1 protein-coding gene is annotated in these 517 nt (G+C 62.9%); it reads right to left on the bottom strand.

Features of this window, described 5'->3' with window-relative positions; translation table 11 throughout:
* The coding region (locus AWU74_RS07850) for a ribose-phosphate diphosphokinase (RefSeq protein ID WP_238580257.1) at positions 1-517 on the bottom strand (517 nt) is incomplete at both ends.

Consider the following 517-nt stretch of genomic DNA (forward strand, 5'->3'; position numbering starts at 1 on the left):
ACTGACGACAGGATATTCACCGACTCGACCGTATTGGCTTTTGAATAGTCCCGCTGCTTGTGCGCGACGACGAGCGGCGCGCCGAAGGCGTTGGCAAAGCGCCGCGCGAGCTTTTCCCCGCCCGCGTCGACGGAGCAGAACGCCCAGCGGGGGCGCACCGTCTTTTCGAGCGTCTCGCGGTCGTGGATATAGGTGTCGCACAGGTATTTCTTCAGCAGGGTCTGCGCGGGAACGTCCTCAATCATGCTGACCGTCGGGTCAATCATGGCTTTCGACTTGTCCGAATGCAGTTGGTAGGTAATCAGGTGGTTCGCGCCGAGCGTGTTCAGCGTCTTGAAGTGCACCCACAGCCCCACCGAGCTGCGCCGGACGGCGCGGTCGGAGCGCGAGCAGGACACGAAGGGCTCGAACACCAGAATGCGCGCGGCTTGTGCGCGTTTCAGCGCGTCCACCGAGTGGTACAGCTCGATTTTGGCTTCTTCCACCCGTAGCCCCGCCTGATTGCGGGCGCAGCTGG

The organism is Treponema endosymbiont of Eucomonympha sp., assembly GCF_001028545.1.